This is a genomic window from Microbulbifer sp. JSM ZJ756 (assembly GCF_044383805.1).
In the GTDB taxonomy this organism is placed as follows: Bacteria; Pseudomonadota; Gammaproteobacteria; order Pseudomonadales; family Cellvibrionaceae; genus Microbulbifer; species Microbulbifer zhoushanensis.
The window spans coordinates 113294-129352 of the sequence record NZ_JBISER010000005.1 but is presented as its reverse complement, the minus strand read 5'-3'; the positions used below and the strand labels follow the sequence as shown (position 1 = coordinate 129352).

Annotated in this window: 11 protein-coding genes; 9 read left to right on the top strand and 2 right to left on the bottom strand. The window is 61.7% G+C overall.

The window, feature by feature from the left end; genetic code table 11:
• Positions 1-8 precede the first annotated feature (8 nt).
• Positions 9-1481 (bottom strand): Na+/H+ antiporter NhaC, encoded by a 1473-nt coding sequence (gene nhaC, locus ACH6CX_RS10020; RefSeq protein WP_233005953.1) that lies wholly within the window; start codon positions 1479-1481, stop codon positions 9-11.
• Positions 1482-1776: 295 nt separating this feature from the next.
• Here nhaC and ACH6CX_RS10015 point away from each other — a divergent pair, with 295 nt between their 5' ends.
• The 6 genes from ACH6CX_RS10015 to ACH6CX_RS09990 all read left to right on the top strand — a co-directional run bounded on the left by ACH6CX_RS10015 (position 1777) and on the right by ACH6CX_RS09990 (position 9056).
• A complete protein-coding gene (locus tag ACH6CX_RS10015; protein WP_233005952.1) occupies positions 1777-2946 on the top strand; it encodes a 1-acyl-sn-glycerol-3-phosphate acyltransferase in 1170 nt (389 codons plus the stop codon).
• A gap of 87 nt (positions 2947-3033) precedes the next feature.
• Positions 3034-5172, top strand: a complete 2139-nt coding sequence (gene dinG / locus ACH6CX_RS10010) for an ATP-dependent DNA helicase DinG (protein ID WP_237063970.1) — start codon at positions 3034-3036, stop codon at positions 5170-5172.
• A gap of 44 nt (positions 5173-5216) precedes the next feature.
• The gene (locus ACH6CX_RS10005) at positions 5217-5540 is read left to right on the top strand and encodes a YqcC family protein (RefSeq protein ID WP_233005950.1); all 324 of its coding nucleotides are present in this window, start codon (positions 5217-5219) and stop codon (positions 5538-5540) included.
• A 313-nt stretch (positions 5541-5853) separates the two neighbouring features.
• A complete protein-coding gene (locus tag ACH6CX_RS10000; protein ID WP_233005949.1) occupies positions 5854-6447 on the top strand; it encodes a RimK/LysX family protein in 594 nt (197 codons plus the stop codon).
• Positions 6448-6518: 71 nt separating this feature from the next.
• On the top strand, positions 6519-8051 hold the full coding sequence (locus tag ACH6CX_RS09995; RefSeq protein ID WP_233005948.1) for a UUP1 family membrane protein: 1533 nt from the start codon (positions 6519-6521) through the stop codon (positions 8049-8051).
• Entirely contained in the window at positions 8052-9056 is a 1005-nt protein-coding gene (locus ACH6CX_RS09990; RefSeq protein ID WP_233005947.1) for an alpha-L-glutamate ligase-like protein, read from the top strand.
• A gap of 102 nt (positions 9057-9158) precedes the next feature.
• On the opposite strand, the gene ACH6CX_RS09985 is transcribed toward ACH6CX_RS09990, so the two are convergent.
• Positions 9159-10301 carry a fatty acid desaturase gene (locus tag ACH6CX_RS09985; protein ID WP_233005946.1) on the bottom strand — a complete coding sequence of 381 codons (1143 nt, stop codon included), beginning with the start codon at positions 10299-10301 and terminating at the stop codon, positions 9159-9161.
• A 260-nt stretch (positions 10302-10561) separates the two neighbouring features.
• Here ACH6CX_RS09985 and ACH6CX_RS09980 point away from each other — a divergent pair, with 260 nt between their 5' ends.
• The 3 genes from ACH6CX_RS09980 to ACH6CX_RS09970 all read left to right on the top strand — a co-directional run bounded on the left by ACH6CX_RS09980 (position 10562) and on the right by ACH6CX_RS09970 (position 16028).
• Entirely contained in the window at positions 10562-10903 is a 342-nt protein-coding gene (locus ACH6CX_RS09980; protein ID WP_233005945.1) for a hypothetical protein, read from the top strand.
• 51 nt (positions 10904-10954) lie between these two features.
• On the top strand, positions 10955-12931 hold the full coding sequence (locus ACH6CX_RS09975; RefSeq protein ID WP_396675369.1) for an ATP-binding protein: 1977 nt from the start codon (positions 10955-10957) through the stop codon (positions 12929-12931).
• A 169-nt stretch (positions 12932-13100) separates the two neighbouring features.
• Positions 13101-16028 carry an EAL domain-containing protein gene (locus tag ACH6CX_RS09970; RefSeq protein ID WP_233005943.1) on the top strand — a complete coding sequence of 976 codons (2928 nt, stop codon included), beginning with the start codon at positions 13101-13103 and terminating at the stop codon, positions 16026-16028.
• Positions 16029-16059 lie beyond the last annotated feature (31 nt).

Below are 16059 nucleotides of genomic sequence, written 5' to 3'. Positions count from 1 at the left end.
AAGTGCATTCATTTTGCGGCTTGTGCCGTTGGTGCCGCATCCAGCGGCAGTTGCTTGAAGTGTGTCCAGCCGTAGGCAATGGCCAGCAACGGGCAAAGGATATTGAACAACGCGAACGGTGCGTAGGTAAAAGTAGCGATGCCCAGGGTCGCGCTCATGTAGGCCCCACAGGTATTCCAGGGGATCAGTACCGAAGTGATGGTGCCGGAGTCCTCGAGGGTCCGCGACAGGTTGAGCCCATGCAGGCCTTTTTCGGTAAACGCCTCGCGGAACATGCGGCCGGGGATAATGATGGCCATGTACTGGTCGCCGGCAGCGGCGTTCATGCCGAAGCAGGTCAGTACGGTGGATGTCACCAGCCCGCCCACGGTCTTCACCCGCGACAGGGTCCAGTTGACGATTCGCTCGAGGAACCCGGCGCGCTCCATGGCACCGCCGAAAGCCATGGCGGATACGATCAGCCAGATCGTGTTGAGCATGCTGCTCATGCCCCCCTTGGAGAGCAGGGCGGCCACATCCTCGTTACTGGAGGTGGACTTGTAGCCGTCAAACAGGCTGTACCAGGCGCCCTTGATGGCTGCCAGGGGGCCATCACCACCCAGGCGGCGGGCAGTTTCCGGCTCGAATACCAGGGCAATCGCGCAGCCCACCAGGGCGCCGATCATCAGCGTCGGGTAGGCAGGTATTTTGCGCCAGGCCATAAACAGCAGCAGGGCCAGGGGCAGCATGCTGACGATGGAGATGTTGAACTCCTCCTGCAGGGCACCCAGTAGCAACTGGATGTCTTCCGCCGAGGCCCCGGACGCATCGGTGCGCAGGCCGATGATGGAGAACACCACCAGCGCGATGATAAAGGCGGGCATGGTGGTCCAGAGCATATTGCGGATATGCAGGAACAGGTCATTGGACGTCACCGCTGCCGCCACATTGGTGGTGTCGGACAGGGGCGACATCTTGTCACCAAAATAGGCGCCGGAGATTACCGCACCGGCGGTTACCGCCGGTGACAGGCCCAGCGCGCCGGCGATGCCCATCAGGGCCACACCCAGGGTGCCGGCAGTGGTCCAGCTGGAGCCGATGCTCAACCCCACAATCGCGCAGATGATGCAGGAGGCGGCATAGAACCACTGTGGCGACAGTATCTGTACGCCGTAATAGATCATCGAGGGCACAGTGCCAGCGAGGATCCAGCTGCCGATCAGGGCGCCCACCGCCAGCAGGATCAGGATCGCGCCGAACACCAGCCCGATACCGTGCAGCATGCCGCCCTCCATCTCGTCCCAGCTGTGGCCGTTTTTCATTCCCATCAGGGCGGCGATGCCGGCGCACAGTAGCAGGGCAATCTGGTTGGGGCCATAAGATGAGTCGGCACCGTAGAAGAAGACCGACAGGGACAGCAGGGCTATCAGGATCAGCAAGGGGATCAGCGCGTCCAGCAGGCTGGGCTGCTTGGCGGCGGGGGAGGAACTGGGCTCGGTCAAGGTAGGGCTCCTAAATCTGCTTCTCGGGCCTGGTCAGCGGCCATTCTCGTTATCGTTGTCGGGGCGCCGGCCGGCGCGAAGCGCTCTATTCTCACGGCTGCGGTGCGAGCTGTCCACACCGGCTGGTCGCGGGCGGTGCTGGCAGTTCGGCGGCGGTTCCGGTATGTTCTGCGCCGGCCGGGCTTTACCGGCCCCCCGGACCGATCGTCCCCGGCCCGTGAGCCGGTCTAGCATCAATAAGAATGAGCCCGATGGCACCGATATCCGGTGGCGTCAGGTGGCAGGTAGTGATTTCATGAGAGCAAGTGAACTGGATCCCTCGCAGTTCGAGGATATTCGCCCCTACCGCGACGACGAGGTGCGCGATGCCCTCAAGCGCCTGATCAGCGACCCGGAAATGTCCCACGCAGCTGCGCATTTCCTGGTGCCAAAGCTGGCGAAGCTTGAGGGACCCATTGCCTGGCTGGTGCGCCAGTTCCTGCGCTTCGAGTTCCGCAATGCGCGCGACGTGCGGGGCGTACAGGAAGTGGTGGCCAAGTACCTGGAGATGGCGGTCAACCGTACCAGTGACGGGCTGACCATCTCGGGCCTGGATACCCTGCCCAAGGATCGTGCCTGCCTGTTCGTCAGCAACCATCGCGATATTGCCATGGATCCGGCCCTGTCCATCCTCGCCATGTACAAGGAGGGACATGAGACTGCCCGTATCGCCATCGGTGACAACCTGCTGACGAAGCAGTTTGCCACGGACATCATGAAGCTCAACAAGTGCTTTACGGTGAAGCGCAAGGCCAGCACCCGCCGGGAAAAGCTGGAGTCCGCCACCAAGCTGTCGAATTACATCTACCACTCTGTGGTCAATGAGAATGAACATGTCTGGATCGCGCAGCGGTCCGGCCGTGCCAAGGATGGGCTGGACCGCACCAACCCGGCGCTGGCGGCCATGTTTGCCATGACCAAGGACCGGGATACCCCGTTTGCCGAGTTCTGGCGCAAGCTGCACATCGTGCCGCTGGCCATCTCCTACGAGTGGGACCCCTGCGACCGGCAGAAGGCCCGCGAGCTGTATTTCGCCGAGCACCCGGAAGGCTATCGCAAGGCCCGCCACGAAGACCTGAACTCCATCGCCAAGGGGGTGGTGGGCCAGAAAGGGCATGTCCATGCGGCTTTCGGCACCCCGATCGAGGGTGATTACCACGATGTGGGGGCACTGGCGGAGGAGATCGATCGCCAGGTGATCGGCAATTATGTGCTCCACCCGACCAACCTCATTGCCTACCAGATGATCTACGGCGAGACCCCGGACCTGCCGGTATCCTGGCCTGCCAGGCAGTGGAACCCGGACGAGTACAGGGAGACGCGGGAGAAGTTCGAGGCCCGCATGCAGCGCATCGACGAGCGCTGGCGCGAGCGGGCGATTCGAGGCTACGCCAACCCGGTAGTCTCCAAGCTGGCCTACCTGTGATCGCTGGCGGCGATGGTGGAGTGCGGCGGGCGCTTGCGCGATAATGCCGGCCCCTGACCATTCACCAGCAGCCGGCGCTCCCACACTGTGTTAAGCAAACAAGACAAACAGGCCATTCAGGCCGCCTACAGCGAATTCCTGGCCGGGCGCGAGCTTCGTGCCCGCTATGGGCAGAAGCTGATGGTGGCGGCTATCGCGCGCTCGCTGGGAGCCATCGAGCAGGATGCCAGTGGCGAGCGCGACAGCAGCAAGACCGACGGTGAACATATCTGCGTGGTGGAGGCCGGCACCGGGACCGGCAAGACAGTGGCCTACCTGCTGGCCGCGATTCCGCTGGCGCAGGCACAGGACAAGAAGCTGGTTATCTCCACCGCGACCGTCGCGCTGCAGGAGCAGATTATCCACAAGGACCTGCCGGAGGTTGCGCGCCACAGTGGCCTGAAATTTGACTTCAGCCTTGCCAAGGGCCGCGGCCGGTACCTGTGCCTGAGCAAACTCGACCAGCTGCTGGCCGAATTCAGCGGCAGCGGTGTGGGCACCAGCATGGGGCTCTACGAGGACGAGCTGCCAAAGGTTGACGAGACCGGGGTGCAGCTGTACCGGGATATGGCAGAGAGCCTAGCCAGCGGTCGCTGGGACGGTGACCGGGACAACTGGCCGGACACCATCGAGGTGGCCGACTGGAGCCGCGTGACCACTGACCATCGCCAATGCAGTGGTCGGCGCTGCCCCCATGTGGGCAACTGCAGCTTCTTCCGCGCCCGGGAAAACCTGGGCAAGACCCAGGTAATCGTGGCCAATCACGATCTCCTGCTGGCCGACCTGGCCCTGGGGGGCGGTGCCATTCTGCCGCCGCCGGAAGAGACCATTTATGTGCTCGACGAGGCGCATCACCTTCCGGACAAGGCGCTCAACCACTTTTCCCACCACAGCCGGGTGGGGGCTTCCACCGGCTGGCTCGACCAGGCCAACAAGAATCTCGGCCAGATGCTGGGCGAGATCGGCGATGGCGCCGAACTGGATCGCCATGGTGAGGAGTTGCCGGGGTTGCTGGCCTCCGCCAAGCAGTCACTGGAGCAGATGTGGCCGTTGCTCGAGGAGACCTGTGAGTTTGAGGACGAGCGCGGCAATACCGTCCGTCACCGCTTTGAGGGTGGGGTGGTCCCGGAGGCGCTGATGCACCTGGCTGAGACCCTGCGCGATGACTTCGACGAGCTGGAAGCCGTATTGGGCAAGATGGTGCAGGCCGCGCAGAAGCTGCTGGAGGATCCGCACAGCCCCGTCCCGGCGGTGGACCTGGAGCGCTGGTATCCCCTGCTGGGGAGTTGGTACGGCCGCGCCGAGGCCAACCTGCAGTTGTGGGCCAATTATGCCCGCCCGGATGCCCGGGACGCTTTGCCGCAGGCCCGCTGGGTGACCCTGGTGGACTGGGGTGGCTCATTCGATTTCGAGGTGTGCAGCTCGCCGATCCTGGCGGGCAAGACACTGGAGTACAGCCTCTGGCGGCGCTGCTACGGCGCGGTGCTGACCTCGGCGACCCTGACCGCACTGGGGCGCTTTGACCGTTTCCGGATGCGCGCCGGTACCCCCGATAACGCCACCTACGAGGTGGTGCCCAGCCCGTTCGATTTCTCCCGCGCCACGCTCCAGGTGCCGGCGAGCGCCGTGGATGCGGGTAACGCGGACCAGCATACGGATGCAGTCATCGCTGCCCTGCCGGAACTGCTCGGTGACAGGGGTGGCGCCCTGGTGCTGTTTTCGTCCCGTCGCCAGATGGAGACGGTCTATGAGTCGCTGCCGGGGACCTGGCGCAACCGTATCCAGATGCAGGGCCAGCGTTCGCGCCAGCAGTTGCTGGAAATTCACCGCGAGACCGTTGATGGCGGCGGGGCCAGCGTGCTGTTCGGGCTTGCCAGCTTTGCCGAGGGGCTTGACCTTCCCGGGGATTACTGCCGCCACGTGGTGATCGCCAAGTTGCCGTTCGCGGTGCCCGATGACCCTATCGAGGCGGCCCTGGCGGAATGGGTGGAGGCCCGCGGTGGCAACCCGTTCATGCAGATTACCGTCCCCGATGCGGCCGTGCGGCTGGTGCAGGCCTGTGGGCGCCTTCTGCGCACCGAACGGGACGAGGGCACTGTCACCCTGCTGGACCGGCGTGTCGTCACGCGCCGCTATGGTCGCGCGATGCTGGATTCCCTGCCGCCGTTCCGGCGCGACATAAACTAGTGGGCGGTTACCGATCACACCGCAACCGAACAGACGGAGTCCCTATGAGCAGTATTTACCTCGACGTAGCGGACCAGCTGCTGCAGCTGGAAGCGGAACTGCGGCGGCTGGATCTCTGGCAGGCGGAATCTCCGTCCGCCGAGGACCTGGCCAGCAGCCAGCCGTTCTGCGTCGATACCCTGACCCTGCCCCAGTGGCTGCAGTTCATCTTTATCCCGCGTATGGCGCAGCTGGTGGAGGCCGGCGGTCCGCTGCCGCAGAAATGCGGCACCGCACCCATTGCGGAGGAGTTTTTCCGCGAGCGCAATGACGGTGGCCGCCTGATCGCCCTGCTGGGTGAAATAGATGCACGCCTGGAGCGGGGCTGAGTGCCTTGCAGCTGTTATCCCGGGGTAATGGTTTTCCACCTAGAGCATGAGAACAGAGGCGCGAATCTGTTCAGCTCAGGGGCGGATGCGGTAGTATGTTTCGTTTATACCAAGCCGGGCATGGATTCTCCGGCCAAATAAGAAACAGGGACAGGAAATTGCGATCGTCGCACAGGTTGGCCGAAAGGCCCTAAGGTAGTAAGCAAAAATGCGGTTTTTTCCCATTTTATGTCTGTTGCTGGCCTCACAATTAATCGTGGGATGCGAGTCCTTCACACTGCGCGGGCCCTGGTCGGAAGAGCCCGGGGCGGTGATGCCGGAGCAGCCCCCGGAGGGGACCGTCCCGCCGGCAGGGGCGGCTGCCCAGTGCCCGGAGCCGCAGGAAGTGGTGTGCGCCGAGCCGGAAGTGAAGGTTGTCGAGCGGGTGATCGAACGGACCTACGAGAAAGTAGTCGAAGTGCCCGTCGCCAAGGACAAGCTGGTGTTGGGGGAAGTGGAAATCGTGGCACTGGAGCCCGGTGGCGTAACCCTCAAGGCCCTGATTGATACGGGGGCACCGACCTCCTCCCTCAGCGTCAAGGAACTCAAGCCGTTCGAGCGTGATGGCAAGGACTGGGTTCGCTTCCTGGTGTCTACGCCCGGGGATGACGAGCCGGTTACCGTGGAGTTGCCGATCAAGCGCCAGGTGCGGGTGGAAAGGCCCGGCTTTGGCAGCCAGCGGCGGCCGATTGTCAATATGAGCCTTACCGTCGGCGATGTGACCCACATGGTCGAGGTCAACCTGACCGAGCGCAGCGGGATGGACCACCCACTGTTGGTGGGCCGTAACTTCCTCAAGGATGCCGCTGTCGTTGATGTCAGCCGCCGCGAGGTCCAGGGTGAGCCCCGGCTTCCCGTCGCAAAATAACACTGGCTATCAATCTGGCGGCTGCCGCGCACGAACCGGCGCCGTCCAATCATGAATATGGGGATTGGCGAATGTCGCCACGCGCTCAGGTATATATTCTCGCTGCTTTATTCGCGCTGATGGGCGCGGCCCTTACCATCTACAAGAACCGTGAACTGGGCTTCCCGTTGCTGCCGGGGGAGTATCGGACCGTCTGGACCATCGAGGCGAAGGTACGCTTCAATGCTGATGGCGGCCCGGTGAAGGCTTCGCTCACCCTGCCGCGCGAACAGCGCAATATGGAAGTTCTGGGAGAAACCTTCAGTTCATCCGGGTTCGGTTTCAACGTCATCCGTGACAACGATGAGTATCGCGCGGTCTGGTCACGGCGTGACGCCAGCGGTAGCCAGTCCCTGTTCTACCAGCTGGATGTGCACCAGACGCCGGGCGCGGCGCTGGAGCAACCGCTGGACCTGAGTACCGAGGTGGACAAGCCGTTCCTGGGGGCGCGGGAGCAGGAGGCGGTCCGCCAGGCCATTTACTCCATGGTGGACAGCGCCCGTGAGCGCTCCTCCGATACCGAGACCTTCACCACCCAGCTGCTGACCTCCCTGGGGGATACCCGCAACCAGGACCGCAACCTGATTTTCGGCTATTACAAGGACCGCTCGCTGGTAGATGTGGCACTGCTGATGCTTTCGGCAGCGGAGATCCCGGCCCACCGGATTCGCGGGCTCTACCTTGAGGACGATCGCCGCAGGCTGGACCCCGAGGACCTGCTGGAGGTTTTCGATGGCAAGCGCTGGGTGGTGTTCGAGCCCCGCAGCGGTTCCCCGGGCGTGCCCAGGAACTTCTTTATCTGGCAGCGGGGTGGCAAGAGCCTGCTGGACGTTGAGGGCGGCAGTGATTCACGCGTTACTTTCTCGGTCATCTCCAACGATGTCCCCGCCCGCGATGTGGCGATGCTGAGTACCAGCATGGAAAAAGAGGCGCTGGTGGACTTCTCCATTTACAGCCTGCCCATCGAGCAGCAGAGTATCTTCAAGCTGATCCTGCTGGTTCCGGTGGGGGCATTGGTAGTGGTTTTGCTGCGGGTGTTTGTGGGCCTGCGGACCTCGGGCACTTTTATGCCGGTGCTGCTGGCCATTGCCTTTATCGAAACGCGCCTGATGACGGGGCTGGCAATTTTTGTGCTGATCCTGGTGCTGGGACTCTGGGTCCGCTTCTACCTGAGCAGGCTTAACCTGTTACTTGTGGCGAGGATCGCTGCCGTGGTGGTCACGGTGGTGATCTTGATGGCTGCGATCAGCGTGGTGAGCTACAAGTTGGGTATCGAGCAGGCGCTGACGGTAACCTTCTTCCCGATGATTATCCTCGCCTGGACAATCGAGCGGATGTCGATCGTCTGGGAGGAGGATGGTCCCTACGAGGTGGTGGTCCAGGCGGGCGGCAGCCTGCTGGTGGCGGTGCTGGCTTTCTGGGTGATGACCAACCGCTATATCGAGCACTGGACGTTCAACTTCCCGGAGCTGCTGCTGGTACTGCTGAGCCTGATCCTGATCGTCGGCAATTACACCGGTTTCCGCCTCGGTGAGCTGATGCGCTTCCGGCAGCTGGTGCGATAAATGAACACTTTTTCCCTTGCCCGGATCGGCGCCAAGTTGCGCGGTGGCCTGGTTTCTCCCTCTGCACTGCGGCGGATGGGAGTGCTGGGGATGAATGCGCGCAACGTGAACTACATTGCACGCTATAACGATCGTAATCTCTATCCCGTTGTCGATGACAAACTCAATACCAAGCGTGCCGCCCGGCGCGCGGGTATCGCGGTGCCGGAGCTGATTGCAGCCTTCGAGACCCAGCCCAGTCGTGCCCGTGTGATGGAAGTCATCGAGCCCCTGTGGAAGTTTGTGATCAAGCCGGCGCGCGGCTCCGGGGGCAAGGGCATCCTGGTGATCGTGGGGCGCGAGGGGGATGAGTACATCAAGCCTTCCGGCGCCAGGGTTACAGCACTGGATATCCTGCGCCACGTCAGCAACATCCACAGTGGCCTGTACAGCCTGGGTGGCAAGCCCGACCGCGTGATGATCGAGGCGCTGGTGGATTTCGACCCGGTCTTCGACAACTACTCCTTCGAGGGCGTGCCGGATATCCGCGTTATTGTATTTCGCGGCTTCCCGGTAATGGCGATGCTGCGCTGCTCCACCCATTCTTCTGACGGCAAGGCCAACCTGCACCAGGGCGCCGTCGGGGTGGGTATCGACCTGGCCACTGGTCGCAGTTCCCATGCGGTGCAGAATGGACTGCGCATCAACCAGCACCCGGATACGGAGATGCCCTTCGACAAACTACAGGTGCCGGGATGGCGTGACCTGCTGCGCCTGGCATCCAGTTGCTACGAAATGACCGGGCTCGGCTACCTGGGGTGTGACATCGTGCTTGACCGCAAGCGCGGCCCGTTGCTGCTCGAGGCGAATGCGAGGCCGGGGCTGGCAATCCAGATTGCCAATGGAGTGGGGCTGCGTAACCGCCTGCGACTGATTGAAAACATGGACCTGGAAGAGCTGGAGCGCAATGTGGAAGAGCGCGTTGCATACTCGGTGCAACAGTTCGCGGCGTCCAGGGCAGATTAAGCCGGGCGCGACCGTGATACGCCCGCCGGACTGGCGCAGGGTACAGTAATAAAAAAAGGGCGATCCGAGGATCGCCCTTTTTTGTCTGCGCCGGTTGCCCGGTCAGGCAGTGGCGGGACAGAGATGGAACTGTTCCATCATGATCTGCAGGCGCTTGCGCTGCATCTTCATGCTGTATTCCAGCTCCTTGACGCGGGTGCGGATGGCCGCGCTTTCCCACTTGGCCAGCAGGCGTTCGCGGGCATTCTCATAGCGGCGTGACTGCAGTTCTTTCCACTCCCCAAGGGCTGCGGAAAATTCCTGGGCTTCCTTTTCCAGCAGCTCGCGCCAGCTCTCCTTGTGCGTGGATTCCTGCAGTTTCTGCTCGGCGCGCTTGAATTGCATGGTGAGCATGGCGCGGTGGATACGCATATCCGGCACTTTCTTCAGGTTGCTCGCCAGGCCGAACCAGCTGGCGGTGCGGATCAGCCACTTGGTGGGATCCCAGTGATACCAGCGAATGCCGTTGCGGTAGTCCGTCTGGAAGATATGGTGGTAGTTGTGGTACCCCTCGCCAAAGGTAAAGAACGCCAGCAGGTCATTATCGCGGGCGGTGTTCTCGTCCGTGTAGGGGCGGCGGCCCCAGATATGGGCGAGTGAATTGATGAAGAACGTGGTGTGGTGATTGACCACGATCCGCAGGATACCCGCCAGCAGCATCATGCCGATGATGTCGCCAGTGACCCAGCCAAGCAGGAAGGTCAGGCCCACGTTCATGGCCAGGGTGATGGCAATATAGTGGTTGTGTTGCCACATCACGATCTTGTCGCGCTGCAGGTCCTTGGCATTCTCGAAATTCTCGCGACCACTGGGGTAATCGCGCAACATCCAGCCGATATGGGAAAACCAGAAACCGCGGCGGGCGGAGTAGGGGTCCTGGTCGTTGTCATCCACATGGCGGTGGTGCCTGCGGTGACTGGAGCCCCATACCAGCACGCTGTTCTGCAGCGCGGCGGCACCGAACAGCGCAAACAGCAGGCGCAGGGACCAGTGGGCCTCGTAGGTGCGGTGGGACCACAGGCGGTGGTAGCCGGCGGTGATGGACAGGCCGCACAGGGCGCCGTAAACAGCAAAGGCCAGCCACTGGTACCAGTGGTAACCGACCATCAGGCCGTACAGCGGCACCAGGATGAGGGCCGCCAGCGCGGTGCTGGCAAAAAGAATTGTGGTGACCCAGACACGCGGGGCCTCGGATACTGCATTCATAGAACAACCTTAAATTGTGCGCTACATCCAGCGACACCCTGATTGAACCGGTAGTTGGGGGCACCCGGTAGTGGCTAATTGCCAGTCGGTGCGAGGATGTCGCTGCTGGTTTGATCCTACCCGATCCCGGGGGCCAAGGCACGCCCGACACGGCCTGTTTGCGAAATGTGGCAGCTATGGGGTCGTGCGTGCGTGATTTTGGTGCGTTAGCACCAGTTTCCGGGCTGAATTGGTTCAGGATAGCGTGGGGGAGGTGAAAATTGAGCGTACTGATCACGCCATCCGGCTTCGCAGCGGGCTTTGCCCTCTGTTCCAACCCCGCGCCATGCCGTCCGTGGATGGAAATCCGTAAAAAAACCAAAGTTGGCATACCGGTTGCATTATCTAGATTGCGAGCGGCCGAAAGGTCCTCGCTACGGGAACCCATCACGGGGTTTATGGCAAAGCTTTTACTGCGTGACTTCCCGTTTTCTCTCATCATCGCTGATTCAGGCCCCGCATTGCGGGGCCTTTTTTTTGCCCAGGCGACAGGTGGTGGCACTCCTGCCTGCCTGCGGGTCGCGGTACTTGCCATCGATCAGGCTTTTCTTGGAGGCGGATAAGTGATTCACTTCCGGTAAAGCCCCAATAACAACCAATGCTGTGACCCAGCCATGCCTGTCGAAGTGACCGATTTCCCCCTGCAGCTGTCCCCGCCCGGGGCTGATACGACTGCACCGCCATGGCTGGTGCGGCGACAAATCCTGCATATGCGCCAGCTGCTACGCGATGTGGACTGTGGCCTGTGGGAATGGCACCCGAATAGTGGCCAGTGTAGCGCTTTCGGCGATATCTGGGCGTTGTTCGGCGAGGATGGTGCCACGGCGGTGCAAAACCTCTGGGCGGGGGAGGAACTCACCCCTGTCCACAGTGAAGATCGTGAGAAACTGCTTGTTGCCCGGCGCAGGGTCAGCGCAGGGGGCGGGGCCTTTGATATCACTGTGCGCGCTTTTGCCCGTGACGGCCGGCAACTCTGGTTGCGTTGGTGGGGACGGAGTGTGCCAGGTGACGAAAATGGCAATGTGGTGATTATTGGTGGCTGCGCCGACTTCACTGACCAGCTGGCCATGCGCGACCAGTCGGGGCTGCAGGGCGAGCGGGCCCTCTGGACCCTGGGCGCGGTGGGCGATGGCCTGTGGGAGTGGGACCTGCTCGCGGACGAGGTGGTGATGGACCTGGCATGCTGGTCCATGCTGGGTTACGACAGCGACCACATAGACCGGGATGCCCGCAGTGCCCTGAAACTCTGGAAGTCGCGCATCCTGCCAGAAGACCTGCCCCGCGCTGAACGCGCTTTTCACGACCATATCTCGGAACAGTTGCCCCTGGACGTGGAATTCCGGCTCTGGCATCGCGATGGGGGAATCATCTGGGTGCGTTGCCGGGGGCAATTGCAGAAGAACAGCGAAGGCAGGCCGGTTCGCGTGCTCGGACTGGCCCAGGACGTCACCGGGTACCGGGAGGCCCAGCAGCGCCTGGAGCGCGAGCTGGATAGCGAGCGCAAGGAGAGTACCGTGCGGGCGGAATTGCTGCTCAGCCTGAGCCACGAACTCCGCACTCCCCTGAATTCGATCCTGGGTTACAGCCAGATGGTCGAACTGGAAATGAGCCTCAACCCGGACCAGCGCCAGCGCCTCGGTGAAATTCGCCGTGCCGGCCAGCACCTGTTGCACCTGGTAGGGGATGTGCTCGAGCTGGCCCGTATTGACAGCCAGCGCCTGGCGCCCTCCATGGAGCCGATCAAGCCCGCGGCGCTGGTTGAGGACTGTAAGCGGTTGCTGGAACCCCTGGCCGAGACCCGTAAAGTGAGTGTGATCTTCGAGCCGCTGGGGTGGGAGTCTGCGTATATTTGTGCTGACCCGGTGCGCTTCAAGCAGGTCGTCCTGAATCTTGCCGGTAACGCGGTCAAGTACAACCGGGAAAACGGCCGGGTAGTGATCAACTTTTCCCCGCAAGCGGAGGGCTGGTTGCGCCTGAGCATCCTGGATACCGGTAAGGGAATTGCGGAGAGTCGGCGTGCCGAGGTGTTCGAGCCGTTCAATCGCCTCGGTGCGGAACGTGGTCAAATAGAGGGGACGGGCGTGGGCCTGGCGATTGCCAAGCGCCTGACAGAGGCGATGGGCGGGCGAATTGACTTCGACAGTCACGAGGACCAGGGGTCAATATTCTGGATCGACTTTCCGTTGATCGACGCAGCGCCGGAAGTGATCCAGATGCCAGCCCATGCCGGTACGCCCGTGCAGCTGCCCCCGTGCCAGCTGATGCTGGTGGATAACCGTCCCTCCGAACTCGAGCGGTTGCGAGTGCTCCTGGGAGATTCCGAGCAGGTGCAACTGGTTGCCGCGACCGATGCGGTTGAGGCGATTTTTATGGCGCGGACCCGTAAAGTGGATGCAGTGTTGTTTGAGTCCGGTATGCCAGGCATGTCCGCCGACGATATGCGACGTATCCTGCGGGAAGACCCGCTGACCGGTAGTGTTGCGTTTATCCGGGTAGGGGAGCCGGGAGAGGGCGGCGGCCCCGATCACCTGCCTGCAGCTTTTGACCTGGTGCAGCTGGCACGACAACTCAAGCGCCTGCTGCAGGCCTGAAATGACGGTGTGTGGCGCGGGGAAAGGCTATCAGTCAGGATTCAGCCGTTATTGGCGGCTACCAGGATAATAGGGCGGGAAACCATTGTTTTCTTCAATTCGGCAAGATGACCGGTTAAGCCGCAGAGCGCATTCTTCCGCGCTCTGGGAAAGTGCTCTGGCGCTCGCGATGCTCAGTGCGGCTCTGATTGTCTTCTGCAAAAAAGCGCTGAGCGCAGACGATGGTGCGGCTTTCCTGTGGCTGGCTGATGCTGTAGCTATCGCCTATCTCTATCGGCACCCGGTGCGGCACTGGCCAGTGTTGTTTGCCTCTTTCTTTACCGCGTCATTTTTCGCCGTGCTGTGGCTGGGGCTCGAGTGGTTGTCAGCTGTTGAATATACCCTCGCCAGCCTTGCGGAAATCGCGGTTGCGGCTGTCCTGCTGAGAAAATTCTGCCCGCGGCATGATTATTTCTCCGGTATACGGCATTGGCTGCGATTCGTCGTGGTCTCGGCCATTGTGCCGCCGCTCTCCAGTGCCAGTATCGGCTCTTACTTTGTCGTCCTGAATACCGGCGCGGCGTTCACGGAGGTCTTCCCGCTCTGGTATGCCGCCGATGCCATGGGCATCCTGATCCTGTTGCCAGTTCTGTTGTTGTATGAGGATGCGAATGGCTTTCGCGGTAACTGGGCCGGATGGGGACACTGCACCCTGGTTACCATCGCCGTCACCGCGCTGACCCTCGTCCTGCTGGAATACAAGTCCTATCCATTCGTTTTTATTTCCCTGGCACTGGTCTGGGCGGCAACGGTGTTGAACCTGCTTGCCAGCCTTGTGGTGATCTGTGTGGTGACCATTGCCATGGCGGGCCATCTCACTGGTATTTCCGGTTGGCCGAAGCCTGCCGGCCCGGGTGTCGAAATACCCCAGTTTGGCCTCGTGCTGGCCACATTTGCTGCGGTAATGCCGGCCTACCTGGTTGCGGTTTTCACCAATATTGAGCGCCGGCGCAGTGCCCGTGCCGTGGAGATGGAAAGCAGTTTTCGCGACGCTGTGGAAAGTTCGCGCATCGGTGTCCTGGTGGTTTCACTGGAGGGGCGAGTCCGGCAGGTAAACCGGAGTTTCTGCGACTTCCTCGGATACCCGGAAGGAGAGATTCTTGGCCGGAGCGTGCTTGACTTCACCCACCCGGAGGATATGGAGCGCAGTCGTGACCTGCTGGAAAAATTTTCCGCGAACAGTGGCCAGTCACTCTGCCTGGAAAAGCGTTATTCCCATCGCGAAGGCCATCCGGTGTGGGGCGAGCTGCGGGCATCGGTAGCCCGCAATATCCGCGGGGAAGCCCTTTATATTCTGGCCCAGGTCGAAGATATAGACTGGCGCAAGCGCAGTGAACAGGGACTGTTGGAAGCGAAGGAGCGCCTGCAGGTGACGCTGGCGTCGATTACCGATGCGGTGATTTCCACCGATGCGCAGATGCGTGTCAACTACATGAACCCGATGGCCGAGAACCTTACCGGCTGGCTGGGCCGGGACGCCGAAGGCAGGCCGTTGGATGCAGTCTGCCATGTGGAAGGTGATGAGGACGGTCCCGACCTCAGCACTGCCGTTGCCAGTTGCCTGGGGCAGTCGCGGGTTATTTTCGGTAGTGGCGATGCCAGCCTGACGAGCCTCAGCGGGCACCGCTATGACATTACCTGGTCGGTATCCCCCTTGCGGAGACATGAAGGTGACCTGCTGGGGACGGTGCTGGTCATCCAGGATGTCAGCCAGCAGCGTGAGCTGATTCGCCAGTTGAGTTACAAGGCGTCTCACGACGACCTCACCGGCCTGCCCAATCGCGATGCATTCAAGCGGGCGCTGCAGGAGGCTACCCGCGAGGCGTTGGAAGATAATGCCTGCCACTCGCTCGTCTACCTCGACCTGGATCGCTTCAAGCTGGTCAATGACAGCGCCGGCCATATCGCCGGAGACGACCTGTTGCGCCAGGTCAGCAAATGCCTCCGTGGACACTTGCAGAAGGCGGACAGTGTCGCCCGTCTCGGTGGCGACGAATTCGGCCTGTTACTGCGTTACTGTGATCGAGAGCGGGCGCGGGAGCGTTGCCAGGCCCTGCTGGGCCAGATTGCCGCCCTGCGGTTCCCGTGGAACAACCGGGTGTACGATGTCGGCGCGAGTGCCGGTATTACCGAAATCAACAGCCGCAACCACCACCCCGGGGACCTGCTAAGCCAGGCTGACGTGGCTTGCTTCTCCGCCAAGCGAGCCAGGCGCGGTTCTGTCATGACCTATGACCTGGGCAAGAGCGCTGCCGCCGACCAGCACCGGGAAATCATGATGGCTTCGGTAATCCGGGATGCCATCGACAGTGGGCGGTTCTCCCTCCACATGCAACCGATTGCCGAGGCCGCAAATACCGGTCGCGTCAGTCATTACGAGTTCTTATTGAGGATGTATGACGACTCGGGGCAGTTGTTGATGCCCGATTCATTCGTGCCGGCGGCCGAGCGTTATGGACTGATGCTGGCAATTGATCGCTGGGTGGTGGATGAGACACTGGTAAAGAACGGCGGGGCAATAGCCGCTGCGGGCTTCAGTTTTGCGTTAAATATCTCGGCTGATGCCCTCGGCGATGAGGGCTTCCAGTTCTACCTGCTCGGGGTGCTGGAGCGAACGCCGGTGCCGCGCGGCAGGATCAGTTTCGAAATTACAGAGACGGCGATTATCAGCCATATGGACAGCGCCAGCCGCTTTGTAACCGAGTTGCGCAGGCTCGGTTGCCGCATCGCCCTGGATGACTTCGGTAACGGATTGAGTTCGTTCGGCTACCTGAAATCTTTCACGATTGATTACATCAAGATCGATGGCAGCTTTGTCCGCCAGGTGGAGGAGAACTTTGTCGACCTGATTATCGTCGAGTCCATTCACCAGATTGCCCAGCGTCTCGGCGCGCGGACGGTGGCGGAGTATGTGGAGGATGAGGCGACACTGCGGCGCATGGCATCGCTGGGTGTGAACCTGGTGCAGGGCTACCATGTCGGCCACCCCCGGCCGCTCGAGGAGTTCCTGCGCGATCGCCTTCCCGGCAGAGAAGGGTACACGACAGAAACAGCCTGAGTTTCGGGGGCTGGTGTGGGACTACCGGGCC

Excerpts from the sequence above, each read along its gene's own strand:
- ACH6CX_RS10015 (WP_233005952.1), top strand. The coding sequence starts at position 1,777 with ATGAGAGCAAGTGAACTGGATCCCTCGCAGTTCGAGGATATTCGCCCC.
- ACH6CX_RS10005 (WP_233005950.1), top strand. The coding sequence starts at position 5,217 with ATGAGCAGTATTTACCTCGACGTAGCGGACCAGCTGCTGCAGCTGGAA.
- ACH6CX_RS10000 (WP_233005949.1), top strand. The coding sequence starts at position 5,854 with ATGCCGGAGCAGCCCCCGGAGGGGACCGTCCCGCCGGCAGGGGCGGCT.
- ACH6CX_RS09995 (WP_233005948.1), top strand. The coding sequence starts at position 6,519 with ATGTCGCCACGCGCTCAGGTATATATTCTCGCTGCTTTATTCGCGCTG.
- ACH6CX_RS09990 (WP_233005947.1), top strand. The coding sequence starts at position 8,052 with ATGAACACTTTTTCCCTTGCCCGGATCGGCGCCAAGTTGCGCGGTGGC.
- ACH6CX_RS09985 (WP_233005946.1), bottom strand. The coding sequence starts at position 10,301 with ATGAATGCAGTATCCGAGGCCCCGCGTGTCTGGGTCACCACAATTCTT.
- ACH6CX_RS09975 (WP_396675369.1), top strand. The coding sequence starts at position 10,955 with ATGCCTGTCGAAGTGACCGATTTCCCCCTGCAGCTGTCCCCGCCCGGG.
- ACH6CX_RS09970 (WP_233005943.1), top strand. The coding sequence starts at position 13,101 with ATGCTCAGTGCGGCTCTGATTGTCTTCTGCAAAAAAGCGCTGAGCGCA.